Annotated in this window: 25 protein-coding genes and 1 pseudogene; 24 read left to right on the top strand and 2 right to left on the bottom strand. The window is 43.2% G+C overall.

Annotated features, from left to right (window positions below; all coding sequences use genetic code 11):
• Positions 1-129: 129 nt before the first annotated feature.
• The 10 genes from WA1_RS00145 to WA1_RS00190 all read left to right on the top strand — a co-directional run bounded on the left by WA1_RS00145 (position 130) and on the right by WA1_RS00190 (position 7,945).
• A complete protein-coding gene (locus WA1_RS00145; RefSeq protein ID WP_017742262.1) occupies positions 130-351 on the top strand; it encodes a type II toxin-antitoxin system RelE family toxin in 222 nt (73 codons plus the stop codon).
• 51 nt (positions 352-402) lie between these two features.
• The gene (locus WA1_RS00150; RefSeq protein ID WP_017742261.1) at positions 403-615 is read left to right on the top strand and encodes a type II toxin-antitoxin system VapB family antitoxin; all 213 of its coding nucleotides are present in this window, start codon (positions 403-405) and stop codon (positions 613-615) included.
• Positions 602-1,000: a type II toxin-antitoxin system VapC family toxin gene (gene vapC, locus WA1_RS00155; protein WP_017742260.1), complete on the top strand. Its 399-nt coding sequence runs from the start codon at positions 602-604 to the stop codon at positions 998-1,000. The genes WA1_RS00150 and vapC overlap by 14 nt, the downstream gene beginning before the upstream one ends.
• Before the next feature lie 200 nt (positions 1,001-1,200).
• Positions 1,201-3,390, top strand: coding sequence for an ATP-binding protein (locus WA1_RS00160; protein ID WP_017742259.1), 2,190 nt, complete (start codon positions 1,201-1,203; stop codon positions 3,388-3,390).
• Positions 3,391-3,486: 96 nt separating this feature from the next.
• Positions 3,487-3,939, top strand: a complete 453-nt coding sequence (locus WA1_RS00165) for a Panacea domain-containing protein (protein ID WP_017742258.1) — start codon at positions 3,487-3,489, stop codon at positions 3,937-3,939.
• Entirely contained in the window at positions 3,929-4,363 is a 435-nt protein-coding gene (locus WA1_RS59190; protein ID WP_017742257.1) for a hypothetical protein, read from the top strand. The genes WA1_RS00165 and WA1_RS59190 overlap by 11 nt, the downstream gene beginning before the upstream one ends.
• 123 nt (positions 4,364-4,486) lie before the next feature.
• A complete protein-coding gene (locus WA1_RS00175) occupies positions 4,487-5,089 on the top strand; it encodes a Pvc16 family protein (protein ID WP_081402810.1) in 603 nt (200 codons plus the stop codon).
• An 8-nt stretch (positions 5,090-5,097) separates the two neighbouring features.
• On the top strand, positions 5,098-7,146 hold the full coding sequence (locus WA1_RS00180) for an eCIS core domain-containing protein (protein WP_017742255.1): 2,049 nt from the start codon (positions 5,098-5,100) through the stop codon (positions 7,144-7,146).
• 72 nt (positions 7,147-7,218) lie between these two features.
• Positions 7,219-7,716: a type III secretion system chaperone family protein gene (locus tag WA1_RS00185; protein ID WP_017742254.1), complete on the top strand. Its 498-nt coding sequence runs from the start codon at positions 7,219-7,221 to the stop codon at positions 7,714-7,716.
• A 40-nt stretch (positions 7,717-7,756) separates the two neighbouring features.
• Complete coding sequence (locus WA1_RS00190) at positions 7,757-7,945, top strand: hypothetical protein (protein ID WP_017742253.1); 189 nt, start codon at positions 7,757-7,759, stop codon at positions 7,943-7,945.
• Here the strand turns inward: WA1_RS00190 and WA1_RS52055 are convergent.
• Entirely contained in the window at positions 7,864-8,283 is a 420-nt protein-coding gene (locus WA1_RS52055) for a transposase (RefSeq protein ID WP_272819393.1), read from the bottom strand. The genes WA1_RS00190 and WA1_RS52055 overlap by 82 nt on opposite strands.
• Before the next feature lie 112 nt (positions 8,284-8,395).
• Positions 8,396-8,581, bottom strand: coding sequence for a hypothetical protein (locus WA1_RS54480; RefSeq protein WP_148662582.1), 186 nt, complete (start codon positions 8,579-8,581; stop codon positions 8,396-8,398).
• 272 nt (positions 8,582-8,853) lie between these two features.
• Between WA1_RS54480 and WA1_RS00195 the strand changes: the two genes are divergently transcribed.
• From WA1_RS00195 to WA1_RS00255, 14 genes and pseudogenes are all read left to right on the top strand, one after another.
• Positions 8,854-9,204 (top strand): type II toxin-antitoxin system RelE/ParE family toxin, encoded by a 351-nt coding sequence (locus tag WA1_RS00195; protein ID WP_017742252.1) that lies wholly within the window; start codon positions 8,854-8,856, stop codon positions 9,202-9,204.
• Entirely contained in the window at positions 9,201-9,497 is a 297-nt protein-coding gene (locus WA1_RS00200; RefSeq protein WP_017742251.1) for a helix-turn-helix domain-containing protein, read from the top strand. The genes WA1_RS00195 and WA1_RS00200 overlap by 4 nt, the downstream gene beginning before the upstream one ends.
• Positions 9,498-9,761: 264 nt before the next feature.
• Entirely contained in the window at positions 9,762-11,039 is a 1,278-nt protein-coding gene (locus WA1_RS00205; RefSeq protein ID WP_017742250.1) for a phage tail sheath family protein, read from the top strand.
• A gap of 40 nt (positions 11,040-11,079) precedes the next feature.
• Positions 11,080-12,246: a phage tail sheath family protein gene (locus WA1_RS00210; RefSeq protein WP_033334836.1), complete on the top strand. Its 1,167-nt coding sequence runs from the start codon at positions 11,080-11,082 to the stop codon at positions 12,244-12,246.
• A 162-nt stretch (positions 12,247-12,408) separates the two neighbouring features.
• The gene (locus tag WA1_RS00215) at positions 12,409-12,828 is read left to right on the top strand and encodes a phage tail protein (protein WP_017742248.1); all 420 of its coding nucleotides are present in this window, start codon (positions 12,409-12,411) and stop codon (positions 12,826-12,828) included.
• A 19-nt stretch (positions 12,829-12,847) separates the two neighbouring features.
• Complete coding sequence (locus tag WA1_RS00220) at positions 12,848-13,210, top strand: hypothetical protein (protein WP_017742247.1); 363 nt, start codon at positions 12,848-12,850, stop codon at positions 13,208-13,210.
• Positions 13,211-13,236: 26 nt separating this feature from the next.
• Positions 13,237-13,362: pseudogene (locus WA1_RS61245) on the top strand (DUF6760 family protein); the annotation flags it as partial.
• Positions 13,363-13,366: 4 nt separating this feature from the next.
• The gene (locus tag WA1_RS00225; protein WP_017742246.1) at positions 13,367-13,900 is read left to right on the top strand and encodes a phage tail protein; all 534 of its coding nucleotides are present in this window, start codon (positions 13,367-13,369) and stop codon (positions 13,898-13,900) included.
• Positions 13,901-13,902: 2 nt separating this feature from the next.
• Positions 13,903-15,159: a hypothetical protein gene (locus WA1_RS00230; protein WP_017742245.1), complete on the top strand. Its 1,257-nt coding sequence runs from the start codon at positions 13,903-13,905 to the stop codon at positions 15,157-15,159.
• Entirely contained in the window at positions 15,156-15,824 is a 669-nt protein-coding gene (locus WA1_RS00235) for a CIS tube protein (RefSeq protein ID WP_017742244.1), read from the top strand. The genes WA1_RS00230 and WA1_RS00235 overlap by 4 nt, the downstream gene beginning before the upstream one ends.
• A gap of 11 nt (positions 15,825-15,835) precedes the next feature.
• On the top strand, positions 15,836-16,900 hold the full coding sequence (locus WA1_RS00240; protein WP_017742243.1) for a phage late control D family protein: 1,065 nt from the start codon (positions 15,836-15,838) through the stop codon (positions 16,898-16,900).
• Positions 16,897-17,544 (top strand): phage baseplate assembly protein V, encoded by a 648-nt coding sequence (locus tag WA1_RS00245; RefSeq protein WP_017742242.1) that lies wholly within the window; start codon positions 16,897-16,899, stop codon positions 17,542-17,544. The genes WA1_RS00240 and WA1_RS00245 overlap by 4 nt, the downstream gene beginning before the upstream one ends.
• 11 nt (positions 17,545-17,555) lie before the next feature.
• On the top strand, positions 17,556-17,951 hold the full coding sequence (locus WA1_RS00250; protein ID WP_017742241.1) for a PAAR domain-containing protein: 396 nt from the start codon (positions 17,556-17,558) through the stop codon (positions 17,949-17,951).
• 171 nt (positions 17,952-18,122) lie between these two features.
• Positions 18,123-18,524, top strand: a complete 402-nt coding sequence (locus tag WA1_RS00255; protein ID WP_017742240.1) for a GPW/gp25 family protein — start codon at positions 18,123-18,125, stop codon at positions 18,522-18,524.
• Position 18,525 lies beyond the last annotated feature (1 nt).

Below are 18,525 nucleotides of genomic sequence, written 5' to 3' on the forward strand. Positions count from 1 at the left end.
AAAGTTATGGAGTTGGTAAGTTAGAGACGACTTAACTTTTCACTCAACTCTGATATAGCGATTCCCACACTCGTGAAGTACACCGAAGAAATAATTAACCGCAGATGAACGCAGACGGACGCAGATAAATTGGTACCTCAGCAGCCCGGAAAACGCTATAAGAAAATACCAATAGATATTAAGAAACAAATCGATTCAAAAATTCTAGATTTAGCAATAGAACCTCGTCCAAACGGTGTAAAAAAATTACAATATGAGAATTCATATCGAATTCAAGTAGGAGATTACCGAGTTATTGATGAAATAGAAGATAATTTTTTATTAGTCGTAGCTCGAATTCCTCAAATATAATAGATATTAGGATCGCATTGTCCTTAAGACCAGTTCTCCCACTGTTAGCCCATGCAAATCACTCTCAACCTCGATGAAGCCCTTCTTAACGAAGCATTCCAGCTTACCAACCTCACTACTCAAGAAGAACTGCTTAACCTCGCTCTGCAAGAACTTGTACGCTCGCGTCGAAAGAAAAACCTTCTCGACCTCGCAGGACAAATCCAGTTAACTCCAGACTTCGACCACAAAGCTCTGCGTGAAACTCATCATGCTGCTAATTGATACATCGGTTTGGCTCGGTGTCTTTCGCGATTCCACTGGTCAAATACGCCAGCAGCTTGAAACTCTAATTGCCGATCGTCAGGTTTTCCTCTCCCGATTCACTCAGCTTGAACTTCTTGAAGGGAGCCTGAACGAGCAAGAATGGATCGTCCTCTCTACCTACCTCGCAACACAAGATTACATTGAACTTACGCCTCATTCCTGGCAGTTGGCTGCCCGTATTTACTATGACTTGCGCCGCCAAGGACTTACCGTTGGCAGCCCGATTGATTGCTGCATCGCTCAAGCTGCTCTAGAGAATAATTTACTTTTGATTCACAACGATCGCGACTTTGAAATCATTGCCCAAGTGTGCTCGCTCCAACATTTGCGCTTTCAACCCTAAATCTTTTCTGCAAAGCACTACTGAATGATGCCGGAAAAGTAAATAACTCTTTTCTAGTTGTCAATGAGTCTGCTATTCACACAGATATTTCTAGGATTTACAAAAAAGTTAAGGAGTTTTGAAACTTAACTTTTCTGTATCGACGGCAATGACTCAAATAAGTAAAAATGTTCCTGAATTATATAATTCAGAATTTGGCAATGATACAGCTAGACAAGGCAGTCCTGGAACAAAACAGACAGATAGCGAACCAACCTAACAATAACAGTTCGCTGCCCATACTGCAATGGTTGGATAGTCTCTTGAAACAGGTAATTAGCTCAGACGATACCAATTACGAAATAGATGAGTCCAGGGTAAATCCTTACTCTGGGCTGTATATTGACCCGGTAAGTGTCAGTAAACTATTGGTAGCTGAAGCAGGAACACCAGCATTTTGTGTAGATACTCAAATTTTAGAAGTCCGTTTGCAAAAGGCTTTGCAGGCAGATATTCGCTGGCAGCAGTTGCAACAATCCTTTAACTTATCAGTCTTTGATATGGGTGTCATAGCGATCGCTATTGCACCCGATTTTGACTTGCGTTATGAGAAACTTTATGCATATCTGCAAGATGATGTCACTCGCAAACGTCCCAGTATTGATTTAGTATTGAATCTGCTGTGTGCTAATGCTGTTGACAAACTACAACGACACTCTCACTTTGCTCCTAATGCACCACCGATCCGTCATGGCTTACTACATCTAATCGCGGATGGGCATCAGACACAGCCTGCTTTTCTCAGCCACGCCTTAAAAGTGGATGAACAAGTCAGTCGCTTTTTACGACAACAACCAGGACTCGATCCCCAATTAGCTTGTCATTGCCAGTTAACTCAACCAAATGTCAGTTTGAACGGTTTATTCTTAGAACCGACAATTGAGCAAGGGTTACAAACAATTGCCCACCACCTCAAATCCACAAATCAGCCACTCAGTTTGTATTTCCAGGGAGAACCAGAATTAGGACAACACAAAATAGCTGCTGCTATTGCCACAGAATTACATCGTCCGTTATTGAGCGCTAATTTAGCTCAGGTATTAACCTCAAAAACCAATATTTCTCAATGGTTACAGCGTTTGTGGCGAGAGGCAATATTTCAGAGAGCAGTGCTTTATCTAGAAGGATTGGACAGCTTAAAGCCTCAAGAACATTCAACGGCTTATGCTCAACTGTTGACCATATTATCATCTCAAACATTGTTCGCGATTTTATCAGGCGTACAGCCGTGGGAAGCTACTCGTGACATTGAGATCGTTCAAGTTTCTTTGACAATGCCTGATTTTAATCGAAGACGTGCTTGCTGGCAGTTTCACCTAAATAAAGCCCAGATTCCTCACTCCGATCACGATTTAGATAACATTGCTGACCGATTTCGTCTCACAACAGAGCAAATTAGTCAAGCGATCGCAACTAGCCGCAACCAAGCTCTCTGGCAAGCAATACAACAAAGCCAAACCACAACTCCTGCGATCGCTAATGTGTTTGCCGCCGCCCGCACTCAATCGGGTTTAGATTTAGGTTCAGTTGCCCGCAAGATTCAACCAAAGCATGGTTGGGACGATCTTATATTATCTTCCGAACCCTTAGCTCAACTCAAAGAACTGTGTAATCACGCTAAATATCACCATGTTGTATTCGAGCAGTGGGGCTTTGAACGCAAACTGTCACTCGGTAAGGGATTAAACGCCCTGTTTGGTGGTTCGCCAGGAACGGGGAAGACAATGGCAGCCGGGGTAATTGCCAGAGAATTGCAACTCGATCTGTATAAAATTGACCTGTCGCAAGTTGTGAGTAAATACATTGGCGAAACCGAGAAAAATCTCGATCGGATTTTTACCGCTGCCGAAAATGCCAATGCTATTTTATTGTTCGATGAAGCAGATGCCTTATTTGGCAAACGCTCGGAGGTAAAAGATGCTCGCGATCGCTACGCCAATTTAGAAGTTGCTTACTTGCTCCAAAAGATGGAAGAGTACGAAGGCATCACGATTTTGACTACCAATTTACGTCAAAACCTTGATGAAGCTTTTATTCGCCGGATTCGTTTTATCATTAGCTTTCCCTTTCCCGAAGAAGAAGAACGCTTACAGATTTGGCAAGGGATGTTTCCTACTGAGACACCCCTAGCAACCGATGTTGATTTATCTCGTTTAGCTAAACAATTCAAACTAGCAGGGGGTAGCATTCGCAATATTGTCCTTGCGGCGGCGTTTTTAGCAGCTGATACAGGAGAAGCAATGCTCTCTGAAGGGAGATGCTCTGCGATCGCAATGAAACATTTACTGCAAGCAACTAAGCGAGAGTTACAGAAAACAGGACGGTTAATCAATGAGGCAGAGTTTTTATGAGGATTTGTCCTTTGTCATTGGTCATGAATTCTTTCTCGAAACTTATTCAGAGAGGTGAGGTATAGTTAATTTATGCAGGACAGTACATTCTTACGTATGGCAATTACAAACTTAGATGCGATTGCAGATTATTTTATTTACATAGCTAACGAGACAGGTTCATTTATCAGTAACCTGAAGCTGCAAAAACTTGTGTATTATGCTCAAGCTTGGCATTTAGGAATTTATGATACTCCTTTGTTTGAGGAAGACTTTGAAGCTTGGGTGCATGGTCCAGTTATCCCTTCTTTGTTTTACAAGTATAAAGAATTTGGATGGAAGCCGATTCTTAAAGAAGTTGAGCAGCCTAAGTTTATGTCAGAATTAGAAGAATTTTTAGAGAATTTGACTGAGGAGTATTTTATTTGTGATGGGTATGAACTAGAACTAATGGTTACTCGTGAAGACCCTTGGAAGTTGGCGAGAAAAGGTTTAGCTAGAGATGAACCTTCTCATGCGATTATTACTAAAGAATCCATGAGAATCTTCTACAAAGAACGTGCCGCCTAAAAAACCTAAAAAAACAGATACCCGTAATAAACAATCTGCATCTGCAATTAAACGAATACCAGTAGAAATACCACAAGGAACTAGTTTTTCTTTTAGATATCTCCAAAATGATAAGCCAAAATTCACCATTCAAAATCGAGATACTAAGTATTTTGAATCTCTTCTCATGAGATTGCGAGATTTATCAACCTTAACATTTGCAGAAATTATTAACAATCGTAGTAAAAGTCTTCGATGCCATTTGATAGATTGGAAAGATACAACAGAACCAAATGGCTTTGGCATACCGAACGAGGAGCAAATCGTCAACTCAGCTTATCAGTTTCAGATATCATCAAACGAACATGGTAGGGTGCATGGCTTTTTTCTTGAAAATATTTTTTATATTGTTTGGCTAGACCCTAATCACAACCTTTATCAATGATTATGTGTTAAAAACGCTACACATATTTACGCTGTATGCCACCAGTGACATTGAGATAATTATAGTTTTTTGTCATTGGTCATTTGTCATTAATTTTTTCTCCCTTATCTCCCTTTTATCGCAATGATTCATTACTTAGACGAAACACTCAGGATTTTACTAAGTGAAGTGATGTTAGGAATGCAACCTCATAGCATTCAATTTGAGCGTCCCACCAAAACCTGGGAAGACCAAACGACAGAACCTCGCATTAATTGTTTTCTCTATGATATACGTGAAAATACAGAATTAAGGTTTGATAGACAACAATATCTAAATGTACCGCCCAACGAAAAAACGGGTACTCGGCAAGTTGCTCCCCGACGCATAGATTTTACCTATCTAATTACAGCGTGGTGTGCAGAGGTTAGCGATGAGCATGAATTGTTGGGTAACGTGTTACTGACGTTATTGCGCTACCCTACTTTACCAAAAGATAAGCTACACCAAAACTTACAAAATCAACCATTCCCGATCCGAACTTGGGTGAGTCAACCAGAAGACACGCCCAAGATTTGGGAATTTTGGGGCGCGAATGAGTGGCGTTTAAAAGCAGGAATCAGTTATCGCCTGACACTAGCGATCGCACCAACTCCCGAAACAGTCACATTGCCTAACGAAACACGAATCAACATCAACATCGATGATAATCCAAAATCTAAAATCCAAAATCCAAAATTGAATTGAGGTGTCCTATGTCCCACAAATCACCAAAAGCGATCGCTTCTTCCAAATCTCAAACCACACAGCAAACAGCCGATTTGCAGCCAGAAAGTCTAGAAGCAGAAGAACTGACTGCACAAGAACCAGTTTCACTTGCATCACAGATTTCGTCAATTAGTAATACTCCAAATCCAAATGCTCACGCAGCAATAATAAATCGCGCTGTAGCATCTCCCCAATCTTCGCAGCAAGTTATCTTGCAATTACAGCGACAATATGGCAATCGCTATGTCAATCGAGTCCTGCAGCAAACGCGACAACTCCAAACTCCCATTCAAGCAAAATTAACCCTCGGTGCAGTAGGGGATAAATACGAACAGGAGGCAGATCGCGTCGCTAAACAAGTTGTCAATCAAATCCAAACATCGCAATTAACAAGTACAACTCAAACGCCGTCTGTACAACGAGACATGATGGCACAAGAAAATAAACTCCAAATGAAACCTGCGGACACCATTCAACGAGAAGGTGTGCTGGATGAAGAGAATGAGTTAGGAGTGAATGCTCTATTGCAGCGATCGGCAACTGTAGATGGAGGCACTATTACACCCGATCTAGAAACCTCAATTCAACAAGCTAGAGGCAGAGGGCAGCCATTACCAGACAATATTCGGCAACCGATGGAACAGGCATTTGGTGCAGATTTTAGTGGCGTGAAAGTTCACACAGATGCACAGTCTGATGGACTTAATCAAGCAGTTCAAGCAAAAGCATTCACCACAGGTCAAGATATTTTTTTCCGACAAGGGAAATATAATCCTGGCAGTTCAATAGGACAAGAATTGCTTGCTCATGAGTTAACTCATGTAGTACAGCAAACGCAAGGGCAGATACAATCTGTCCAACGTTCGGATGATGAGGAGTTGCCTGGGCCTGGTCCCATTCCTGAAGATCTATTTATTGAGCTTTTAAGACTGAGGCACATAGCAAAAGAAGAAAAAAATAACAAAAGAAAAGAAAATCTTGAAAAAGCACTAGAGACTACTTACTATTTCGCTAGTGCGACGGATACAACGAATAGTATCTTAGGTTCAAAGTTAGGTGTTCTTCAGAACCTAGCTGATAGTTCTGGAGAATTAGTAGGTGCGGCAAAAACAGCTAGCACAACATTAGGTGTTTTTGCAGGATCGGGAGCAGGCATTCTGAGCGGAATCCGAGAAGGGAAGCAAGCATATGATGCTTTCAAACAAGGAAACAAAGCGGAGGGTAGTGCATACGCTCTTCAAGCTCTGGGAGATACTGCAAGTGGAGCCTTGAATATCGCATCAAATTTCTCACCTGCGGTTGGGTTAGCAACGGCTGCATCAGGAACTGGTGCAATTTATGGTACAGTCAATGCATTTCGCTATGGAACAGGTGCTTACAATTCACACAAACGCAAAAAAGAACTTGAGAATATTGCGTCTCGGAGAAAACTAGCTTATAGGTTCGATCCGTCTTTTGGGCGGGATGAAGAAGATCTAAACATCATTCGAGCAGCAGAATATGCTGCTGATATTCAGAGAAAGGCAAGGAATCGTCAGGCTTTGTATGCCACAGGTGGAGCATTACAAGTGGCTGGAGGTATAACTACTCTTGTAGCAGGTGGAACTGGTGTTGGCGCAGGTGTAGGCATTGGTCTTGGCGCTCTTGGAACAGCAATACAACCAGCTGCCATAGTCACTCAATTGCTGAAGCAAAAGGGGCGAGACTACGCGGCAAATTATCAAGATACCAAATTGGGACAAACCTTTGGAAAAATATTTAACAAAGAAAAGAGTACAAAAAATAAGGACAAAGAGCGAGAAGACATTGCCTATTTACTGATGAAAAATCATCAAGATTCAGATATGCAGGAAATATTAAAAAATTTGCCCCAGGTAACTAAAGAAGAAATTAGTAAATATCAAACAGGAGAGATGGCACAAGAAGATCTGATTTCAATCCTTAAACGAAGAGAAGAAACTTTGAAACTCAAAGTCCCGAATGCATTGAGGTTCTCCCGCAAACTAAAATCGTCCCTTCCAGAGTTACCAGAATAGCCTACAAAGAATAAAATTGCATCTACTTTTGAGGAACGTCATCAAATTTTCAAAAAAGGAAGGTACTAATTTGTGACAAATCCAGAAATATCTCAACTACTACCAATTCTCCAACAAAACGGTTTTGTAACCCAACTGCTTCCAGCTAGTAATGAATTTCCTAACGAACAACTGTTTGTTGCTTTGGGTACAGAACACAAGTATCAAACCTGGAAGCTAGAAATGCTATTGCTACCAGGAGTTGACGATCCACCACTCCTACAATTGTTTCTGTTACTGCCCTTGGAGGTGAGGGAGACAGCTATATTAAATTTGGTGTCAGTCATTGTTTATCTCAACGACAGGCTCCCTCTACCTGGTTTTGGATTCAATTGGCAGGATGGTATTATTTACTATCGGCTCATCGTTCCTTGTCCCAATCAGGAACTAGATGGAGAAGCAATTTTAGGTACAATACGAATGATTTGTTATTTAGTTGATGAATTTGTTGAAATTTTAGAAGATGTTGCCCAAGGGAATAAAAATCAGGAACAAGGGATGCAAGCCATTGAGCAGAAAATTGCAGGATAAGTCATAGCGATCGCCATGGCTTATCAGTAAGGAGAAGAAAATGACCCCAATTGAATTATACAGAAAAGGATTTAAGGCGTTGGTAGATGCTTTGGGATATGCCGATGCTATCCGGTTTATTCGTCAATTTGACTCAGGCAGTGGAAATTACACTAGTAAGCAACCCCGCACGCTTCGTGACGGGGCTTTAGTCCAGTTCAAAGTATTTGTCGGAAACAGACAAAGCTGACCTTCCAACAAACAACTCATCCCCGGACTTTCGGGCTGACTTACGGACAACCCCAAAACTGCAATATTGGCAGCAGCATTCAAATCAGCATCGCACGTCATACCACAATGCCCACAACGATACGACTTGCCAGAACGATACGACTTACCTTTGACCGGATGTACGTGGTGACACCGCGAACAAGTTTGAGATGTATACGCAGGAGGAACCAAAACAACGGGGACTCCAGCAATGGTTGCTTTGTATTCCGTAAACAACCGCAACTGGTAAAATGCCCAGTTATTCGTCCTGCGTCGTTCAGTTTTAGAGCGTGGTTTTTCGTTAAGCGATTCTCTAATGTTTGTCTAGATATGCAACAAGTTCCCAAGAAAATTTCACTCCAGTTAAAACTGGACGAGTCGCGGTTCCTCCTTGGTCTAAAGACGCTCATGTTCCCCGCTCCCGCGTTTTCTAGATGAGCGTCATCAATGGCTTGACTCCCTGACAATGGATGAAATCTTGGCAGATATTTCTCAACGGCAGAGTAAGGATAATTTGGGGGAGTAATAGCGGTAAAGAAGGCAGAAATACGCTTGCTACTAGAGCATAAGGTTCCCCACGCTTGAAAGCGTGGGATTTAATAAAGTTGCGGAGCATTGATTTGTCTCCATAACTAAGGTAGGGGGCTGTCTTACCATCTGGCAGAGCTATTAGGGCTTACTTTTGTATGAAAAACTACAATATTCCTTCTGCGCCCCCGCAGTATGCCTCGTGCCTTTCTTCTGGTAATTTTTCCTATTGACTTATCGTACCAAAAAAGGTACAAATGAGATGTAATATCAAGTTTGACCGTAACTAAAACGTATGTAATGTTACAGTAACATACTACACATCGTTGTGGTGCGACTTTCGGGCTTCCTTTGATCGAGATGGCAGAAAAGCGTGTTCCTGCGAGCTTCTACCAAAATGAAAATGGTGTCGAACCAGTTCGTGACTGGTTGAAAGGTCTAGATGCAGACGAGCGTCGTTTGATTGGTATAGACATAAAAACTGTTGAATATGGTTTTCCCATCGGGATGCCAACCTGTCGTCTAATGGGTGATGGGTTGTACGAAGTACGTACTAATTTACCCCAAGGTCGTAAAGCACGCGTGCTGTTCTGTATTCATGAGGGCAACATGGTTTTGTTGCATGGGTTCATTAAAAAAACCCAGAAAACACCGAAGAAAGACCTAGATTTAGCAAGAGAACGAAAACAGCAAGTGGAGGCAATAGGATGAAGAAAAATCCTCATATCGGTTCTTCTCTTGATGACCTGTTCGAGGAAGAAGGGACGCTCAACGAAATTAATATTATTGCTGTCAAACGGGTAATTGCGTGGCAGATCCAACAGGAAATGACTAAGAAAAATCTGAGCAAGACAGAAATGGCGCAACAAATGCAAACAAGCAGATCGTCCCTTGACCGTCTGTTAGACCCAGACAATCCCGCCGTAACGCTGGATACTATTGAACGTGCTGCCAGAGTCATCGGGAAAAGGGTGCGCTTTGAACTGGTGGATGCGCTCGAATAGCAGGGCTGTTGAGATGCCTTGTTTCCTGACCACTTGCAATTGAATTGCTTTTCTGGCTCGTCTATCTTGGATGTTTCCAGGAGCGATATCATGATGAAAAGTTAAGCATAGCAGCTAGTCAAAACTACTTAACTTTTCTGTATCGACACCAAATCTAGAAAAATCTTATAACATAAACAGTTCAATCAAAAAACTTTTTGGGAATCAATGCACGATTACCCATAACTAATAACTTATTCTCAAACTCAGGAGATCGTTCTAAATATGGAATATCGTTCCCCTGGTGTTTACGTCGAGGAAGTTCGCTCCGCCGTCCAAGCGATCGCAGGCGTAGGCACCAGTACTGCCGGTTTTATTGGGGTAGTTCCCGATACAATTGAAATCCCCAGACCTAATCCTAACTACGATCCGACTCAAGCCATCAGCCCCCAGAATGTGCCTGATGAAACAACTCCCTTTGCAGTAACAGTCAAAGTGGGTGAAGTCAAATTATGTACTAACTTCAGTGACTTCAAGCGTTTCTTTGGTGATTTTTCTAACAATACAGGTCAAAATCTCCTCGCACACGCTGTTTATGGCTTTTTCAATAATGGTGGCACAAGCTGTTACGTGGTGCGGGTGGTTACAGACAGTGACATTACTGTAGACTTCTTGGAAAAAACATTTGAACCGATAGATGACATTGCCATTGTCGCTGCACCAGGGATTCTTAATGATGCCGTGCGGAGTGCAGTTGTCACTCATTGCGCTCAAACCACTCAAGACCGATTTGCCATTCTCGATAGTCATGAGGTTGTGGAAGCAGAGGGTAAAACAACAAGCGAGAATATGCAGAGTTTCCCTGACTTAAATCAATTCAATCCGTCTATAACCCCAAATCTTCTCCCTCAGAACTCTGACTATGCTGCTTTCTACTTCCCCTGGATTGAGGTGTTCGATCCAGTTACCCGTATTAGGCAGCCCAATGGAAATGGACGCAAATATGTTCCACCTAGCGGTCACATTGCAGGTATCTATGCCAGAGTTGACAGCACGCGGGGCGTTCACAAAGCACCAGCTAACGAACCAATTTTTGGCGCACTGGGTTTGAAATACAATCTCAGTCGCAGTCAACAGGATAGACTTAATCCTCAAGGTGTTAACTGTATCCGGGATATCAATGGTAATATTCGGGTGTGGGGAGCGCGGACAGTGGGTGGCGATCGCAATGGCGAGTTTCGCTATATCAACGTGCGGCGATTTCTGCTTTTCTTACGCGAATCAATTGACGAAGGGACTCAGTTTGCCGTCATGGAGCCGAACGATCCTGCCTTGTGGGCAAAAATTACTCGCAATGTCACTGCATTTCTCATGACTGTTTGGCGATCTGGGGCGTTGTTTGGTGCGACACCTAACGAAGCATTTTATGTGCGGTGTGATGAAACCACCAACACACAAGAGGATATAGAATTAGGTCGAGTTATCACAGAAATTGGTGTCGCTGTTGTCAGACCAGCTGAATTTGTGATTTTCCGCCTCAGTCAAACTACACCTGTAAGTTAAGTTAAGTTTTTGTCTCACGCAAAGGCGCAAAGAAGAATTTATGATGTCTGCTTACCGCGCTCCTGGTGTGTATCGAGAGGAAATTTTCTTACAGCCAGAAGCTCCTTTAATGACTGGTATTCCAGGATTTATAGGTATATTTAATCGTCTGGATAATATTGCTAAACCGCCTGCTAATTTTCCAATTTTGTTACATCGGCAAAGGGAGTTTGAGGACTCTTTTACGAATACAGTGACAAATGTCTTAGGTGTTAAGTCTGAGGGGTATTTGCAAACGGCTATTCGGGGGTTTTTTGAGAATGGCGGTACTCGTTGTTATGTGGTGCGCGTGGAGTCTCTCCAAGAATCGGCTTTTCAACAAGCGATCGCGTCTTTAGCTCCTCTCACCGATCTGGATTTGGTAGCAGTACCAGATGTCATGTTACTGACGGATGAAAACGCTATTCTACGAGTGCAGCAGACGGTTTTACAACATTGTGCCGAACAAGGCAATCGCTTTGCCATTCTCGATGCATTGCCAAACCGTTCCACAGAAACCATAATTGCTCAACGTCAACAATTGACGGTTAGTCAACCGGAACCTGTGAATGGTGCATTGTATTATCCTTGGCTGACAAATGCTTCAGGTAGATTGATTCCTCCTAGCGGTCATGTTGCGGGAATTTTTGCTCGGAGCGATCGCGATCGGGGAGTCTTTAAAGCACCCGCTAACGAGATTATTCGTGATGTCTTGGATCTAGAAAAGGCGATCGATAATCCCACTAACGCTGAATTAAATGGACAAAGTATCAATTGTTTGCGGGGTTTTCCAGGGCGGGGAATACGTCTATGGGGTACACGTACCCTCAGCCGCGATACCAACTGGCGTTACATAAATGTTCGGCGGTTGTTCTTGACGGTAGGACGTGCGATCGAGCGCAATCAAATTGGTGCTACCTTCGATCCCAACGCTCCTCAATTGTGGAACCGCATTCAGCGCGAGTTGAGCGCTTATTTGACCCAACTGTGGCAAGAAGGTGCATTGCAGGGACAAACTCCAGCAGAAGCATTTTACGTGAAATGCGATGCTGAAACAAATCCGCCTGAAGTCCGAGAACTTGGACAGGTGATTACAGAAATTGGTCTAGCACCAGCCACACCTGCAGAATTTATCGTCGTGCGAGTTATTCAGCGTGCTGGAACTACGGAAATTATACCCGAATTGTAGTTTGTAAGCTGTTGTGCTGATTAAAAATGCACAATCAAACGGGCGAGGACGCCCGTTCCACAAGAGCTAGGTTTACTAGGGTTGTGTAAAGCTTAATACCAATTTCTAATCTTTAATTCACAATCTTCAATCCAAAATCCAAAATCCAAAATCTAAAATCCTATGACTGACCCATATCGTGGCTTTAACTTTCGTGTCGAAATTGACGGTATCACAGAAGCTGGTTTCCAAGAATGTAGCGGCTTAGATGTTACTACTGATCCAGTCGAATATCGGGTGGGTACTGACCCGAACCATGTTCGTAAGTTGACAGGTTTAAATAAATTTTCTCCAGTTATGCTTAAGCGTGGCATTACGGATTCTCAGGAATTATGGCAATGGCAGCAGTCAACTGCTGCTGGACGCACGCAACGACGTAATGTATCAATTGTTTTGGTCGATGAATCTGGTACAGAAAAAATGCGCTGGAATCTTCTTCGGGCTTGGGCTTCTAAGTGGACGGGACCAACTTTTAACGCGACGAGTAATGAAGTTGCGGTTGAGCAGTTAGAAATCTGCCATGAGGAACTCGTGAGAGCTTAAAAATTGTTAATGATGTACTATGCTTCAAACTGAATTTCCGTTTACGCTACCTTTGGGATATATTGATGCTGAAGGGAACCTCCATAAAGAAGGAGTAATGCGTTTAGCCACGGCTCTAGATGAAATTGCTCCTTTTAAAGATGCACGGGTTCGTAGTAACCAAGCCTACTTACTGTTAATCTTGCTTTCCCGTGTGGTTACAAAACTAGGTACTTTAGAATACATTAATCCCAAAGTGATTGAAAGTTTGTATGCTGCCGATCTGGCGTATTTACAAGACCTCTATGGTCGTGTCAATCAAACAGGACAGAACCGAGTGCGTACTCAGTGTCCTCATTGCGAACAAGCTTTTGAAGTGGAGTTGAGCAGCGTGGGGGAGTAAAAAGCTACCCCCTCCATCGCCTCTACGAGGAGGTAGCATATATTGCTTATCATTTTCACTGGTCAGGCGATCGCATCTTGGAATTAGAACATCCCGAACGCCTGAAATGGGTTGCAGAAATTGCCAAAATTAACCAGCGTTTGAGCGCTTAAGTCAATGACTTTTCTCGGAAATACACCACCTGGTCTAAATATTGCTACTAGTGTTGCCACCAATGTTACAGCCCAAATCCTTGACCCCTACCGAGCTTTTAATTTCTTTATCGAAATTGACGGAATTCTGGCGGGTGGTTTCTCAGAATGCAGTGGGTTGCAAGTGGAAACTGAATTTATGGAGTATCACGAAGGAGGTGTTAATGAATACCGCCATCATTTTGCCGGAGCTACCAAATATCCACCCCTAGTCCTCAAGCGGGGAGTGAGTCAGATTGATGAATTGTGGGCATGGCATCAAGATATTGTCATCAATCGTGAAGTTAAACGCCGCAACGGTACTATCTACCTGTTGAATGAACAACGCTTGCCAGTGATTTGGTGGGATTTTCGAGATGCTTTTCCCTATCGCTGGAGTGGTCCAGAACTACGGGCTGATGCGAATGCGGTGGCATTTGAGAGTGTGGAACTAGTACATCGCGGTTTAAGCCGACCCAGGTTGTCTGGAACTGTTAGACGTGCAAGCAGGTTGCTGTGATTATGCCTGATACTCTTTCATCTCCCGTAACACCAGAATCATCAAGTCCTCTCATACAGAGACTGGATCGCCGTCGCACTGAACCTGTAAGCTTAGTTAATTCATTGAGATTCCAGCCCAGTGCCATGAAGATACCACAGGCAATTGTTCAGCGCTCAACATTGGTTCAGCAATTACAAAGTCGCTACGGTATTCATACGAATGAAGTTGCCGAGTCAGAACTGGTGTTAGCGAATCCACCATCATCAGAAGTCTCTGATAATACATTGTCCACGGTTGCTAGTTCTATTGCAACGATGAAGCAAGAAGGCAGGAGGCACAAAGAAGTCGCAGAAAAGGCTTCCTTTGATGGCTTCTCTACAAGACGCGACGCGAAGGCCAACGTCCACGACGAACGGCACTTCAAAGAAGGAGGCAGATGGGAAGATCGTCAAGTGGGGTTTAAGTCTCAATCAGATTTCCACTCTACTCCATCTACGGCTGAATCTACTTCATCTGTAACTTCTACACCTGGAGGTCAGTTTCGGGTAAGTCGTAAGGCAATTCCCAAGATTAGCCAAATGGATGCTAGTACCAGCATACAGGCAAAGTTAGATACTTATAATCCAGTAAATTCCCTAGTTTTTACAACAAATAAAATCCCTTCAGCTACTGCCGCGATCGCTGAATTACAACCATCTCAGATGTCGTTAAAACAACAACCGCCATTGGTTCAGATAAAAGCTGCAACAACGGCATCATTACCATTATCACCAGCTGAATTAATTCAGCGATCGCCTGCAAGTACCTCTCTACCTTCAGTAAGTCAACTACCGGTTGTGTCTGAACTTCCATCCAGTTCTCCACGACTTCAACGAGCTAACAATGAGGATGTTGTGGATTTGGGATACATCGATTTTCCGCCTTTTGGCAATTCTGCTAGAGCGAATACTCAACCAGCGAACTTTGCACAGGAAAATGGTTATGTCAGCATCCAGGGAATTGAAGCTAATTATGCACGTACCAATCGCGGTAGGGAAAATCCCCCGGCTGCTTTACCCCTAAATACAGGTTCAGTAAGTGAAAGTATTTCCGAGGTTGTTCCCACTGTAACCGCCCATCAACCATTGTCTACTGAAATGGTTGTCCCAGTTATGCCTTCCAAGCATCCAAATTCCTCTATTCCAGAGGTAGATGTGGCACAGGTAGCAGAACAGGTGAGTCGCATCCTGTTTCGTCAGTTACGAATTGAACGCGAACGTCGAGGGTTTGGAAGATGACACTTGCAAAACTCAAAATTCGACCAAAATCGCCTTCCCGATTGCCCAGTATTGAAGTCCTATTTAATCCCACCACTTATGCAATTACCAAGTCGGTGAACTGGACACTGCCCCAAGATGCTAATGGCAAATCGATTAAATCTCAAAATTATTTGAATGCACCAACCTTATCATTTAGTGGCGGTGGTAGTCGGCAACTTTCTTTAGATTTATTTTTCGATGTCACAGAAAGTCGGTTCCAAGATGTACGAGAAGAAACTAACAAAATTGTTGCTCTCACCCGCATTGAACCGATTAAGCCAACACCCCGTCCACCAACCTGCGAGGTATCTTGGGGAAATGCACGACCTAATTCTGATTTTCCTTTTGTGGGCGTTGTCAGTAGTTTGACACAGAAATTTACCCTGTTTCGGCGAGATGGCAAGCCTGTACGGGCAGAATTGAATGTCGTGTTTTTGGAATTGCTGGATGCAGAAGCAGATCGGCGTCAAACCGATCCGGAAATGACTACCCGTGTAGTACGATTGGGAGACACACTCAGCAGTATTGCCGCAGAAGTGTATCAAGACCCAACAAATTGGCGGATGATTGCCGAGGCAAATGGTTTAGATAATCCCCTCGATCTGAAGATTGGCACTTCATTAAGCATCCCATCGTTACGGTAGGAGGATTAGTTATGGTTTTTCCTAATTTGAGAGCGCCTATCACACCAAGCTTTGATATTTTTATTAATGGTCAATCGTTGTCAAATCAGTCCTTCGATGCCTTTAGCCATATTGTTCGGATAATCGTGGATGATGACACAGAATTACCGAGTATGTTCGCGATGGAATTCACCAGCGCTGAAGACTCAGAAAATCTTTGGCTAAACAATAACAACTTATTTGTTATTGGTGCTGAAGTAAAAATTCAATTGGGTTATGGTGATATTATTGAAACAGTAATAATAGGTGAAATTACAGGCTTAGAACCACGGTTTTCCGTCTCTGACCCACTCAGCTTGATTGTACGTGGTTACGATCGCCGTCATCGGTTGCAACGAGGGCGTAAAACGAGATCGTTCGTCGATGGACGAGATAGTGCGATCGCATCTCGCATTGCTCAGGAAGTCGGCTTATCATCTGCTGTCACAGATAGTTCAGTCCTACACCCTTATGTCTTGCAAGCCAATCAAACTGATTGGGAGTTTTTACAACAGCGAGCCAAGCAAATTCAGTATGAGGTCGTGGTTGAGAATAAAACTCTTTTCTTTCGACCTGTAGGAAATGGCAAAAATGCTGACCTCTCACTTAGTTTGGATGATTATTTGTTGGAGTTTTGTCCTTACCTTTCCTCAGTAGGTCAGGTCAATCAAGTAACGGTACGGGGTTGGGATTTTCAGCAGAATGCTGTAATTTCAGGGAATAGCAGCACTGTTACTAGCATGGGTGGAAGACAGAATGGTGCCCAACTAAGTCAACAAGCCTTTGGAAATGCGATCGCTCAAATCAGTAACCATCCGATTATGAGCCAAGCAGAAGCCGATCAATTAGCGGTAGCCCAGCTTAACCGCACAACTTTGAACTTGATCGCAGGTGAAGGTGTGTGTTTAGGTTGCACCGATTTACGTGCTGGTCGTGTCATTGAAATTACAGATATTGGCGATCGCTTTAGTGGAAGATACTACGTTACTTCTGTCAGCCATCGCTATAGCTACGAGGGTTACTACACTCATTTTTGTGTACGGAGAAATGCCTCATGAACTTCTTGGATATTTTGGTCGATGAATCAACCCAATTGGCAATGACCAGTCGTATTTACGGTGTAGTGATTAGTACTGTCACCAATAATCAAGACCCTGATAACTTAGGGCGGATTAAAGTCACCTTTCCCTGGCTAAACGATAGAGATGAAGGCTATTGGGCAAGACTTGCTACCCCAATGGCGGGAGATGGTCGCGGAATTTATTTTTTACCAGAAGTTCATGACGAAGTGTTAGTCATTTTTGAACATGGTGATGTCCGGTTTCCCTACATAATTGGGGCGCTTTGGAATGGTCAGGGTCGCCCTCCTACCAATAATAATGATGGTAAAAATAACATTCGTTTAATTAAATCCCGCAGTGGTCATCTCATCCGTCTAGATGATACAAACAAAGCCGAACGAATCGAAATTATTGATAAAAGCGGCAAGAACAGATTAGTTTTTGATACACAAAACAACACTATCACCATTAACTCAGCCCAAGACCTGACCCTCTCCGCCCGGAATGGCACACTCAAACTAGAAGCAAAATCAATAGAATTAGATGCCTTAAATACCCTCAAAGTCAGCACCAATAGCCAAGCCGATATTGAAGCTAGGGGCGTGATGAATATTAAAGGTCAAGTTATTAACTTAAACTAAATTTCTAGATTATGGGACAACCAGCAGCCAAAAAAGGCGATCGCATTACAGCCACTGATAACCATTTTGTAATCATACCAACAGTGCCGCCCCAAACTCAACTCTTACCCCATCCCTTTATAGGCATTATCAATAACAATCTCAGCCACAATGTCAACATCATGAGACTACCAGCCGCCACCGTCGGCAGTACAGCCGATAACACTCCCCCCCACATCCCCACTCCACCCGGAACCAGCTTCCAATCACCACCACCCAATCGCGGCACAATTCGCTTAGGTAGTCCCACAGTCCGAATCAATGGCAAGATGGCAGCCCGTAATGGCGATGTAGCCGAAACCTGCAACGACCCCGTAGATTTACCCATCGGGCAGGTAATTGCCGTCAGCACAGTATTCATGGGTTAACAGTAACTCTGTCGAGAAATTTCTCTTAACGTCTTTCCTCTGTGTTCTCTGTGCCTCTGTGGTTAAAGAAATTTTTTCAACCGCTCCAGACGCAGAGAACACAGAGAGAACAATCAAGATCTTATGGACATAACTAATATTTCATAGTTTTTAATTACACAGTAGGTAGTGATGGCAAGAACATTTTTAGGCGTAGGTGTAGGCTTTCCCGTCAAAGCAGATAACAACGGTGTCATAGAAACAGCTGCCTATGAAGCTAGTATACGTCAATCGATATGGCTAATTCTCGGTACTGCTAAAGGAGAACGGGTAATGCGCCCTGAATTTGGCAGTGGTATTTACGATCTGGTATTTGAAATGCAAACAGCAGCAACGGCGGGACAAATTTCCCAAATGGTGCGTGAGGATTTGCTGTTTTGGGAACCACGTATTGATGTTTTGGATGTGCAAGTTGTCCCTCGGTCAACTTCAGAAGGGGAAGAATTATTGATCGGTATCGATTATCAAGTCCGGGCAACCAATAACGTGTTTAATTTGGTCTATCCGTTTTATTTAGAAAGGAGTGCAGGGTAGT

This window comes from Scytonema hofmannii PCC 7110, from assembly GCF_000346485.2.
GTDB classification, from domain to species: Bacteria; Cyanobacteriota; Cyanobacteriia; order Cyanobacteriales; family Nostocaceae; genus Scytonema; species Scytonema hofmannii.